Below are 10,846 nucleotides of genomic sequence, written 5' to 3'. Positions count from 1 at the left end.
CCCCCGCTCGTCGACCCCGCCCCCTGCGCCGGTCACCGTCACCGTGCCAGGCCTCCCGGCCGAGACGCCGGTGCTGGTGCCGCCGCCCGCGCCCGCGGCGGCGCCGCTGGCCCAGCCGATGGTGGATCCCCGCCAGGTGATCTACACAGTCGCGGGCAACCAGCGACCGGACGACCCGGTGACCATCACCTATGCCGACGAAACCGGGGCGCTGCGCACCGCGGAGAACGTGTCGCTGCCCTGGCAGATGACCGTCATCCCGAACGTTCCGGTCAACTACGTCACCGCCAGCAGCGGCGGAAGTCAGTTGAACTGCTGGATCACCGACGCCGCCGGAGCCACCGTCGCCGCCCAGACCGAGAACACCATCTCGGCGACCTGCAACCGCTGATCAGGCCAGGCCGAGCTGGCGCATCCGGTCGTCGTGGGTGCGCTGCAACCGGTCGAAGAAGTCGGCCACCTGCCCGAGCCCGCCCGGACCGGCCAACACCAGATCGACGAGCTCGTCGTGGTCGGCCAGCACGTACTGGGCCTGGGTGATCGCCTCGCCGAGCAGCCGGCGCGACCACAGCGCCAGCCGGCTGCGCTGGCGCCCGCTGGTGGTCACCGCGTCGCGCACCTCGCCGACCACGAACTGGGAATGGCCGGTCTCCGCCAGCACCCCGCGCACCACCGCAGCCACCTCGTCGGGCAGCACGTCGGCGATCTCCAGATAGAAGTCGGCCGCCAGCGCGTCGCCCACATAGGTCTTGACCAGCGCTTCGAGCCAGGTGCTCGGCGTGGTCAGCCGGTGGTAGTTCTCCAGCGCCGAGGCGTAGCGCGACATCGCCGGGACGACGTCGACGCCGCGGGCCGCCAGCGCGTCACGCAGCAGGTCGTAGTGGGCCATCTCGGCGGCGGCCATGCTGGCCATGTTGATCCGCCCGCGCAGGTCAGGCGCCATTCGCGCCTCGTCGGTCAGCCGGTAGAACGCCGCGACCTCGCCATAGGCCAGCAGCGCGAACAGCTCGTTGACACCGGGGTGGTCGGCGGAGATACGCGCCGGTGACGCCGCGGCGGGCTGGGGGGCGGTCATGGCCGACACTGTAGTCGCGGCTGGGGCTTCACTCAGTCCCGGCAAGCGCGACCAGCTACAATGGTCTCTGACTCACGCCGTGAGGCGAGGTCAAGGAAATGTGCGTGCACGCAGTGGGCCCGCCTCCCTCAGCGCAGGGCCCGGCGAATCGGCATCGAACTCTCGACGCCGACTCCATTCCGAAGTCAGAACTCGTGCGCGCGTGACAGCACCATCGAGGAACGACATCGGAAGGCACAACGCCACCACATGACACCACTGACCACTCATCCCCAGATTTCATTCGCCCAGCTCGGAGTCCGCGACGAGATCGTGCGGGCATTGTCCGAAGAAGGCAAGGAACACGCCTTCGCCATCCAGGAGCAGACCCTGCCGATGGCGCTGGCCGGCGACGACCTCATCGGTCAGGCCCGCACCGGCATGGGCAAGACCCTGGCCTTCGGTGTGCCGCTGCTGCACCGCATCACCACCGACACCACCCGCCCGCTGACCGGCATTCCGCGTGCGCTGGTCGTGGTACCGACCCGCGAGCTGTGCCTGCAGGTCCACGGCGACCTGGTGGCCGCATCGAAGTACCTTCAGGCCGACGAGTCTCGCAAGCTGACCGTCACCGCGATCTACGGCGGGCGGCCCTACGAGCCGCAGATCGAGGCGCTACAGAAGGGTGTCGACGTCGTCGTCGGCACCCCGGGCCGGCTGCTCGACCTCGCCCAGCAGGGCCACCTGCAACTCGGCGGGCTGTCGGTGCTGGTCCTCGACGAGGCCGACGAGATGCTCGACCTGGGCTTCCTGCCCGACATCGAACGCATCCTGAAGCAGACCCCGGACAACCGCCAGTCGATGCTGTTCTCGGCCACCATGCCGGACCCGATCATCACCCTGGCCCGCACGTTCATGAACCAGCCGACCCACATCCGCGCCGAGGGCGTCCAGGGGTCCGCCACCCACGACACCACCGAGCAGTTCGTCTACCGCGCGCACGCGCTGGACAAGGTCGAGATGGTCAGCCGCATCCTGCAGGCGCAGGGCCGCGGCGCGACGATGATCTTCACCCGCACCAAGCGCACCGCCCAGAAGGTCGCCGACGAACTCGCCGAGCGCGGCTTCAAGGTCGGCGCCGTGCACGGTGACCTCGGCCAGATCGCCCGCGAGAAGGCGCTCAAGGCCTTCCGCACCGGCGACGTCGACGTGCTGGTCGCCACCGATGTGGCCGCCCGCGGCATCGACATCGACGACATCACGCATGTGATCAACTACCAGATCCCCGAGGACGAGCAGGCCTACGTGCACCGCATCGGCCGCACCGGCCGGGCCGGCAAGACCGGCATCGCGATCACGCTGGTCGACTGGGACGAACTCGAGCGGTGGTCGATGATCGACAAGGCCCTCAAGCTCGACTGCCCCGACCCCGCCGAGACCTATTCCAGCTCTCCGCACCTGTACGAGGAACTGAACATCCCGGCCGACGCCGGCGGCACGATCGGTACCCCCCGCAAGTCGGCGCAGGCCGCCAAGAAGCAGGACGGCACCCGGATCAGCTCGACGGACTCCAACCGGGAGCGGCCCAGCCGCAACCGGTCGCGTCGACGCACCCGCGGCGGCCAGGGTGCCAGCGGGCACGTCGAGACCACGGCGACGGACTCCCCGGCCGACGGTGACGCCGCCGCACCCACCGGAGACGACAGCCCGGCTCGCAAGCCCCGCCGGCGGCGTCGGCCGCGCAACGCCGCCGAGGCCCCCGCGACGGCAGGCTGACGCCCGCTATCGTCGCCTAGATGGTCAGACCCGAACGCCGCACCAAGGGCGATCTCATCGCCGCGGCGACGATCGTGCTGGTCGTGGCCGTGATCGCTGCGCTGTTCTGGTGGAACAGCTCGGCGCGGGCCACCATCAGCCGCCCCGCCACCTCACCGGCGCCCAACCCGGTTCCAGCGCGGGTGGTTCCCGACACGCTGCGCCAGCTGTGGACGGCCACCAGCCCACGCACCCTGAGCCCGATCGTGGTCGCCGGGACCGTGGTGACCGGCGACGGGACCACCGTCGAGGGGCGCGACCCGCAGACCGGGCAGAGCCGCTGGACGTTCGCCCGCGACACCGACCTGTGCGGCATCTCCTACGTCTACGACCTCGCCGTCGCGGTGTATCCCGACATCCGCGGCTGCGGGCAGGTCAGCAGCATCAACGGCGGCACCGGCCGGCGCGGCCCGACCCGCACCTCCTACGCCGACAAGCAGGTGGTGCTGTCCTCCAACGGCAGCGCGGTGCTCTCGGCCGGAACCACCCGACTGGAACTGTGGCGCTCGGACCTGGTGCGGATGCTGTCCTACGGCGAAATCGACGCCCGGGTCAAACCGGTCAACCAAGGAGTCGGCACCGGCTGCACGTTGATGTCGGCGGCCGCCAGCGACGAGGCCGTGTCGGTGCTGGAAGCCTGCCGCGACCAGAAGGACCTGCGCCTGACACTGCTCAAGCCGGCGAAAGAAGAAGACGAACCCGACACCAAGAACGTGCCGTTACCCGGTGTCGCCAGCGACTCCGAGGCGCGGGTGCTGGCCGTCGCGGGCACCACCACCGCGGTGTACCTGCCCACACCGAAGCCCGAGATCGCGGTCTATGACGACACCGGCAGCAAGATCGCCAGCACGCTGCTGAAAAGTGCACCGGTACTGGCCAATCCGGCCCAAGCCGTCACCCGTGCGGGCGACCTGTTCACCTGGTGGACCGGCGACAGCGTGCAGGTCTTCGACAGCCGGCTGTCCTATCGCTACACCATCGAGGCAGCCGGGCCGGTCGCTCCGCTGGGTCCGGGCGCGATGATGGCCGGCCGGCTGCTGGTCCCGCTGACCACCGGCATCGGGGTGTACGACCCGACCAAAGGCACCAACGAACGGGTCATCGCCGTCGACCACCCGGCCGGCTCCGGCCCGGTCGTCCCCACCGTCACGGACTCGAAGGTGATCGAGCAGCGCGGCGCGGCGCTGGCCGCCTACGGTCCCTAGACCTCAGGGGCGAACGTCGGCAACGCCTTGCCGGACTTCCAGTACTTCAGCAGCGAGGCCGCCAGATCACGATATGCCGTGCCGCCCTTACTCTTTCGACCCGCGAGTACCGATGATCCCGACGCGCTCGCCTCGGCGAAACGCACCGTCCGCGGGATCGGCGGGGCCAGCACCGGCAGGTCGTAGCGATCGGCGACGTCGAGCAGCACGTCGCGGCTGTGCGTGGTGCGCGAGTCGTACAGCGTAGGCAGCGCGCCCAGGAGCTTCAGCTTGGGATTGGTGATCTGCTGGACGTCGTCCACCGTGCGCAGGAACTGGCCGACCCCGCGGTGCGCCAGCGTCTCGCACTGCAGCGGCACGATCACCTCGTCGGCCGCGGTCAAGCCGTTGAGGGTGAGCACCCCCAGCGACGGCGGGCAGTCGATGATCACCACGTCGAAGTCGTCACCGAGCTTGTCCAGCGCACGCTTGAGGGCATACTCGCGCCCGGCCCGCATCAGCAGCATCGCCTCCGCGCCGGCCAGGTCGATGTTGGCCGGCAGCAGCGTCATGCCTTCGGCGGTGTCCACCAGCGCCGCGCTGGGCTCGACCTCGCCGAGCAGCACCTCGTGCACCGACACCGGCAGCTTGTCCGGATCGGTGCCCAGCGAGAAGGTCAGACAGCCCTGGGGGTCGAGGTCGACGAGCAAGACACGCTTGCCCGCGTCGACGAAAGCCGCCCCCAAAGACGCGACCGTGGTTGTCTTGGCCACCCCACCCTTCTGGTTGGCCACCGCCAATACTCGGGTCACGCAGACCATCCTTGCAGGTTCGTCGCAGTTACGTCCCGCCTGCCACGGCGCGCCTGGTCATCGGGCAGAATCAGTGGGCGTGAGTGTCGGAACGCATCGGTTGGTCCTGCTACGGCACGGTGAAACCGAATGGTCCAAGAGCGGCCAGCACACCAGCACCACCGACCTCGATCTCACCGACCGCGGTCGCGAGCAGGCCAAACTGGCCGCCCTGACGATCGAGCACCTCGGGCTGGACAACCCGCTGGTGGTCAGTAGCCCACGCACGCGCGCCCTGACCACCGCCGAACTGGCCGGCCTGACCGTCGACGAGGTGTCCCCGCTGCTCTCGGAGTGGAACTACGGGGACTACGAGGGTCTGACCACCCACCAGATCCGCACTGATACCCCGGGCTGGCTGCTGTGGACCTACGGCTGCCCCGGCGGGGAGAGCGTCGACCAGGTGAGCATGCGCGCCGACCAGGCGGTGTCCTACGCCCTGGAGCGGATGGTCGACCGCGACGTGGTGTTCGTCGGGCACGGCCATTTCTCCCGCTCGGTGGTCACCCGCTGGGTGGAACAACCGCTGCGCGAAGGTGCCCGATACGGATTCGGCGCGGCCTCGGTAGCGGTGTGCGGCTTCGAGTACGGGCTGCGGCAACTCTCGGCGCTCGGCATGACCACCCACCGCGAGCCGGTCACCGGGACGTGATGGCGCCACCGTCTTTTGTGCTGAGCGGCCCCGCCGGGACACTCGTCGCCGAGGGCATCCGGATCGGCTACGACACCGTCACGGCCGCGGCGGGTGCGCTGGCCGACGGATCGGCCGACCTCGTGGTCGGCGCGCTGCCATTCGACATCCGAAGCAAGGCCGCACTGCTGACGCCGGACAGTGTCGCCGACGCGCTGCCGGCATGGCCGACGACCGCGCTGCCCGCGGTGCACATCGCCGAGATGCTGCCGGCACCGGAGGAACACCGCGCCCGTATCCGCACCGCGCTGAAGCAGCTCACCACTCCCGAAACCGCTTTGCAGAAGGTCGTTTTGGCGCGCGCGCTGCGTCTGGTGGCCGACGGCGCGCTGGACGAACGCGAAATCGTACGCCGGTTGGTGGCCGACGACCCCGAGGCCTGCGCCTACCTGGTCGACCTCTCCCCGGCCGGGGCCGGCTATACCGGTACCGCACTGGTGGGAGCCAGCCCCGAGCTGCTCGTCGCTCGCTCGGGCACACAGGTCACCTGCCAGCCGTTCGCCGGGTCCGCCCCGCGGTCGGCCGATCCGGACACCGACGCCGCCCATGCAGCCGCGTTGGCCGAGTCGGCCAAGAACCGCCACGAACACCAACTGGTCGTCGACACCATGCGCAGCGCGCTGGCGCCGCTGTGCACCGAGCTCGAGGTGGCCGCACAGCCGCAGTTGAGCCGCACCGCCGCGCTGTGGCACCTGTCCACCCCCATCCGCGGCGTACTGCGCGATACTTCCATCACCGCAATCGATTTGGCGCTCGCACTGCATCCCACTCCGGCCGTCGGCGGTGTCCCGACCCCGGACGCGATCGATCTGATCGCGCGGCTGGAAGGCGACCGCGGCTTCTACGCCGGGGCAGTAGGCTGGTGCGACGCCCGCGGTGACGGTCGCTGGGTGGTGGCGATCCGAGGAGCGCAGTTGTCCGCCGACCGCCGGGGCGTGCTCGCGCAAGCCGGCGGCGGAATCGTCGCGGAATCCGACGCGGATGACGAAGTCGCAGAAACCACAACGAAATTCAGGACCATCCTGTCAGCATTGGGAGTGCAGCCATGATTATTCGTCTGGCCCGGCCCGGAGACGAGGCCGAGATCGCCGCGATGATCCGCGAACTGGCCGAATTCGAGCATGCCGCCGACCAGTGCACGGTGACCGAAAGTCAGCTCACCGCAGCTCTTTTCGGCGACAATCCGGTCGGCTACTGCCACCTTGTCGAGATCGACGGCCGTGCCGCCGCCGTCGCCCTGTGGTTTCGCACCTTCTCGACCTGGGACGGCGTGGCCGGCATCTACCTCGAGGACCTGTTCGTCCGCGACGAGTTCCGCCGTCGCGGGCTGGCCCGCAAGCTGCTGGCGACGCTGGCCCGCGAATGCGTCGACAACGGCTACACCCGGCTGGCCTGGGAGGTGCTGGACTGGAACGTCAACGCGATCGCGTTGTACGACGCCGTCGGCGGCAAGCAGATGTCGGAATGGATCAACTACCGGGTCAGCGGCCCCGAGTTGGGCGTGTTGGCCGCAGAGGCGTGACCGGCTGGCTCAGCCGCCCACGAAGCCAGCAGCGCCAACCCGTCGGCGCCCGGCGTGCCCGCGGGTGCGGTATAGACGGCGAGGTGGAGGCCCGATTCGGCGGGCAGTTCCAGCGACTCGACGTCCAGGTCGAGCGGACCGACGACCGGATGGCGCAGCCGCTTGCGTCCGGACCGGCGCAACCGCACGTCCTGAGATGCCCACCGCTGCCGGAACAGCTCGCTGCCGGTGGCGAGTTCGCCCACCAAAGCGATCAGCTCCTCGTCGGCGGGATTGCGGCCGGCCTCCATGCGTAGCTTCGCCGCCACGTCACCGGCGATGTGGTCGTAGTCGACGAAGAACTGTTGCGCCGTGTCGGGGTCCAGATAGATGAACCGCGCGGTGTTCGCGGGTCGACGTGAGTCAGCCAGAACCGGCGAAAACAGCGCGCGGGCAAGCATATTCGTGGCGAGTACGTCATAACGGCCGTTACAGATCCAGGCCGGAGCATCGGAGATGGCGTCGAGCACCTGCTGCAGGGTCGAGCGTAGGGTCACCGCAGGCCTGCGCCGGCGTGGACCGACGAGCCCACCCGATCGGCGCGCGAGGTGGAACAGGTGGTCGCGCTCGGCTTCGTCGAGTTGCAAGGCACGGGCCAATGCCTCGAGCACGCCGTCGGACGCACCGGCGAGGCTGCCGCGCTCCATGCGCACGTAGTAATCGACCGACACCCCTGCCAGCAGAGCTACCTCCTCGCGACGCAGGCCTTTGACCCTGCGGTTGCCTCCGTACGCGGGCAGGCCCGCCTGCTCGGGGGCGATGCGGGCCCGACGCGAGCTGAGAAAGTCGCGGATATCGGCACGGAGATCCTTCGTGGCCATCCCTCCACCGTAAGCCCGTGCCACAGCGCGCGGGAGGCACTGCCGGTACCCCGACGGCTACGGGGTTCCCGTTGCGGTCGTCGCGATCCCGCCGTCGACCGGGATGATGCTGCCCGTGAGGTAGGCCCCAGCCCGGCTGGCGAGAAACACTGCGACACCGGCCATGTCGTCGGCGCGGCCCAGCCGGCGCACCGGGGCCGCGGCCGCAATCCTGTCGCCGATCGCATCGAGTGTGGACGCCATCATCTGCGACGGGAACACACCTGGCGCCACGGCGTTCACCGTGACGTGCTGCGGGCCCAGCTCCCGGGCGAGCACTCTCGTGAGTTGATGCAGTGCCGCCTTACTGCTGGCGTAGGAGTAGTTGGGCGACTGAGCGACGTGGATGGCGGCAATACTGCCGATGTTGATGATCCGTGCGGGGTCATCAACGGTGCCCGCCTCGCAGAGCGCGGGCAGCAGAGCCTGCACCAGCCAGAACGGCGATTTGAGGTTGAGGTCGATCACCGAGTCCCAGGCCTCGTCGGGGAACGTCGCCAGCGGCTCGCGCCACATCGCGCCCGCGTTGTTGACCAGGATGTCCAGCCGTTCCGAATCGGCCGTGACGAGATCAGCGAGTCGCTGACATTCGTCGTGTCGGGACAGGTCTGCGGGAATTGCGTGCACATCACCGAATTCGGACAGCAGCTGCTGGGCTTGTACGCACGCGTCCGCCGTGCGGGAGCAGACGACGACACGGGCGCCTGCCCCCAGCAGTCCGCGCGCAATCATCAACCCGATGCCCCTGGTGCCTCCGGTGACGAGGGCACGCTTGCCGTTAAGATCGAAAAGCTCTGTGTGAGTGGTATATTGCTGGGTCATCGTGACAAGGTTGACAGCCGGGATCATCGCCCGGGAGCCCCTGGCGATACAGGTACCGCGAGGGCCACGACGACACGTGCTGGATTACCGGGCCCGCGACGCCCAGCGCAGTGCCGGCGGACTGAACAATAGCGCGAGCACCGCGATGGCGACCCCACCCAGTGCGACCGCGTACACCGGCTGGTGCGCCTGCACGACGTACCAGGCCACCGGCACCAGCAGCAGGTTGGCGAACACCGCGATACCTCTGCCCCAGCGGCGCCCGGTGATCAGCGCCCAGCCCCCGGCCAGCACGGCGGCGCCCATCACCGCGAACCAGCCGGCCGTGCCGTATCCGTTGACGATGTGCTGATCGGCGCCGGACGCCCCGCGCACCACCAGCACGACGGCGGCGATGAGGGCCACCGCACCTTCGGCGGCCGCCGCGAAACCGGCGTAGCGGACCACGGACGGGATTGCAGGTTGGGTCACCCCCGTAAGGTAGCCCGTCGCTCAACCGCCATCGCTCGCTCCTCCTCCGCCTCGTCCCTCGCCGGCATCGTCGACTCGCCTACGCCGGCTCCGGGCGCGCGGCGCGAAACCACCCCAGCGGGCTCAGGCCGCGATAGGGATCGGTCTCCCGCAGCGCCAGCAGGTCGTCGAGAATCTGTTCCAGCGCCGCCTGGGTGCGCTGTTTCACCTCCTCGGCCCAGCCGGCCGCGTCGATGCCGACCGGTGTCGTGGTGTCGATCGGGGTGCCGAACCGCAGGTACATCCGCTCCGGCCTGGGGATCAGCGTCGGGCCGATCCCGCGCAGCAGCGGCATCGCGATGTCGTCTCGGCCGCTGAACCGGCTGCTCATGGCTTGGCTGAAGCGGCCCCACGCACTGTCGCGCGTCGTCAGACTCCGGTAGACGTCGTCGCCGCCGACCAGCCCGGCCGGCACGATGGGATAGCCGTTGGCGATCGCGATACGGGCGAATCCGGACCGTCCCTGCCAGCGCAGGGTGTATTCCTCCCCCTTGAATTTGGGGATCTCGCGGCCGCCGCCGGGGAACACCAGGACGGTTTCGTCGTGACGCATGAGTTCGGTCGCGGTTTCCGGCGCACCGACCACGCCACCGTATGCCGCCAGCAGGTCGCCGGGCAGGCCCCGCATCTGGCCGAATTGGCGGTCTGCCAGCGGCCGCACCCGAACGCCGATCTGCCGCCGCACGGCGTAGGGGATCAAAAACGCCTCGGCGCTGCCCATCTGAGTGTGGTTGCCCACCAACAGAAATCGGCCGTCGGCGGGCAGGTTGTCGAGACCGTCGAGGTACGGTCGCCACAGGTCGATCACCGGATCCATGCCGTCGGCGACGGCGCCGAGCACGCGTTTGAGCGCACGGACGCGGGGCGGGTGGTCCATCACGGTGGCCAGATCGGCCTCGGCTCGGCTATCCACGGTGACTCCTCACCCTCTCGACATCGCAACAAACGAACTAGTTCGTTCTTTATACTCTGGGTTTATGAGAAGCACCTCAGAGCTGCGCGACCAGATCCTGGCCGCCGCCCGGTCCGAGTTCGCCCGCTACGGGTTCGCCGGCGCCCGCATCGACCGCATCGCGGCGGCCGCCAGCGCCAGCAAGGAGCGTCTCTACGCCCACTTCGGCGACAAGGGGTCGCTGTTCCGCGACGTGCTGGCCGCTGACACCGGCGAGTTCTTCCACGCGGTGCCCCTGCGTCCCGACGCCGTCCCCGAGTTCGTCGGCGGCATCTTCGACCTGAGCGTGCGCCGTCCCGAACACCACCGCATGGTCCGGTGGGCTCATCTGGAGGGGCTGACGCTCGACGAGCCGTCCGCGGGCGGTCAGCCGCTGCCCGACCTGCTGATCGCCGCCGTCGTCGAAGCCCAGCGCCAGGGTTTCGTCGACTCCTCATGGGATCCGCAAGACCTGCTGGTGGTCCTCTTCGGTGTCGCGCTGGCCTGGGCCGACTGGCCCGACCCAGCCGCCGCCACCACGTCACCCGACGAGCTGGCCCGGCGCCG

Annotated in this window: 12 protein-coding genes and 1 pseudogene; 7 read left to right on the top strand and 6 right to left on the bottom strand. The window is 69.4% G+C overall.

The features are described from left to right. Positions 1-391: MmpS family transport accessory protein (locus MSZK_RS29500; RefSeq protein ID WP_255414262.1), on the top strand; the 391-nt coding region annotated here is incomplete at its 5' end. On the opposite strand, the gene MSZK_RS29495 is transcribed toward MSZK_RS29500, so the two are convergent. Then, a complete protein-coding gene (locus tag MSZK_RS29495; protein WP_099252050.1) occupies positions 392-1,075 on the bottom strand; it encodes a ferritin-like fold-containing protein in 684 nt (227 codons plus the stop codon). It abuts the gene before it with no gap. A 249-nt stretch (positions 1,076-1,324) separates the two neighbouring features. On the opposite strand from MSZK_RS29495, the gene MSZK_RS29490 reads away from it, so the two are divergent. Both MSZK_RS29490 and MSZK_RS29485 read left to right on the top strand, forming a co-directional pair. Then, the gene (locus tag MSZK_RS29490; protein WP_099252049.1) at positions 1,325-2,830 is read left to right on the top strand and encodes a DEAD/DEAH box helicase; all 1,506 of its coding nucleotides are present in this window, start codon (positions 1,325-1,327) and stop codon (positions 2,828-2,830) included. Positions 2,831-2,850: 20 nt separating this feature from the next. Then, positions 2,851-4,074 (top strand): hypothetical protein, encoded by a 1,224-nt coding sequence (locus MSZK_RS29485; protein WP_099252048.1) that lies wholly within the window; start codon positions 2,851-2,853, stop codon positions 4,072-4,074. Here the strand turns inward: MSZK_RS29485 and MSZK_RS29480 are convergent. Continuing rightward, positions 4,071-4,874 carry a ParA family protein gene (locus tag MSZK_RS29480; protein ID WP_199203535.1) on the bottom strand — a complete coding sequence of 268 codons (804 nt, stop codon included), beginning with the start codon at positions 4,872-4,874 and terminating at the stop codon, positions 4,071-4,073. The two genes, MSZK_RS29485 and MSZK_RS29480, sit on opposite strands and share 4 nt — an antisense overlap. 70 nt (positions 4,875-4,944) lie before the next feature. Between MSZK_RS29480 and MSZK_RS29475 the strand changes: the two genes are divergently transcribed. Genes MSZK_RS29475 through MSZK_RS29465 form a run of 3 tightly spaced genes read left to right on the top strand, consistent with a single transcriptional unit; the run spans position 4,945 to position 7,117 of the window. Next, on the top strand, positions 4,945-5,556 hold the full coding sequence (locus MSZK_RS29475; RefSeq protein ID WP_099252047.1) for an acid phosphatase: 612 nt from the start codon (positions 4,945-4,947) through the stop codon (positions 5,554-5,556). After that, the gene (locus MSZK_RS29470) at positions 5,556-6,644 is read left to right on the top strand and encodes an isochorismate synthase MenF (RefSeq protein WP_371411416.1); all 1,089 of its coding nucleotides are present in this window, start codon (positions 5,556-5,558) and stop codon (positions 6,642-6,644) included. Before MSZK_RS29475 ends, MSZK_RS29470 begins: the two co-directional genes overlap by 1 nt. Further along, on the top strand, positions 6,641-7,117 hold the full coding sequence (locus MSZK_RS29465) for a GNAT family N-acetyltransferase (RefSeq protein ID WP_099252045.1): 477 nt from the start codon (positions 6,641-6,643) through the stop codon (positions 7,115-7,117). Before MSZK_RS29470 ends, MSZK_RS29465 begins: the two co-directional genes overlap by 4 nt. Here MSZK_RS29465 and MSZK_RS29460 read toward each other — a convergent pair. The 4 genes from MSZK_RS29460 to MSZK_RS29445 all read right to left on the bottom strand — a co-directional run bounded on the left by MSZK_RS29460 (position 7,069) and on the right by MSZK_RS29445 (position 10,225). After that, positions 7,069-7,977 carry a helix-turn-helix transcriptional regulator gene (locus MSZK_RS29460; protein ID WP_099252044.1) on the bottom strand — a complete coding sequence of 303 codons (909 nt, stop codon included), beginning with the start codon at positions 7,975-7,977 and terminating at the stop codon, positions 7,069-7,071. The genes MSZK_RS29465 and MSZK_RS29460 overlap by 49 nt on opposite strands. A 57-nt stretch (positions 7,978-8,034) precedes the next feature. Next, a complete protein-coding gene (locus tag MSZK_RS29455) occupies positions 8,035-8,838 on the bottom strand; it encodes an SDR family oxidoreductase (RefSeq protein WP_099252081.1) in 804 nt (267 codons plus the stop codon). An 84-nt stretch (positions 8,839-8,922) separates the two neighbouring features. Continuing rightward, a complete protein-coding gene (locus tag MSZK_RS29450; protein WP_099252043.1) occupies positions 8,923-9,309 on the bottom strand; it encodes a hypothetical protein in 387 nt (128 codons plus the stop codon). Between the two features lie 79 nt (positions 9,310-9,388). Continuing rightward, entirely contained in the window at positions 9,389-10,225 is an 837-nt protein-coding gene (locus tag MSZK_RS29445) for a lysophospholipid acyltransferase family protein (RefSeq protein ID WP_099252080.1), read from the bottom strand. Positions 10,226-10,325: 100 nt separating this feature from the next. Here MSZK_RS29445 and MSZK_RS29440 point away from each other — a divergent pair. Further along, positions 10,326-10,846: pseudogene (locus MSZK_RS29440) on the top strand (TetR family transcriptional regulator); the annotation flags it as partial.

The sequence above is a fragment of the Mycobacterium sp. shizuoka-1 genome (genome assembly GCF_002723835.1).
Classification (GTDB): domain Bacteria; phylum Actinomycetota; class Actinomycetes; order Mycobacteriales; family Mycobacteriaceae; genus Mycobacterium.
Note: the sequence above shows the minus strand (reverse complement) of the source record. Positions and strands in the feature narration are given on the sequence as shown.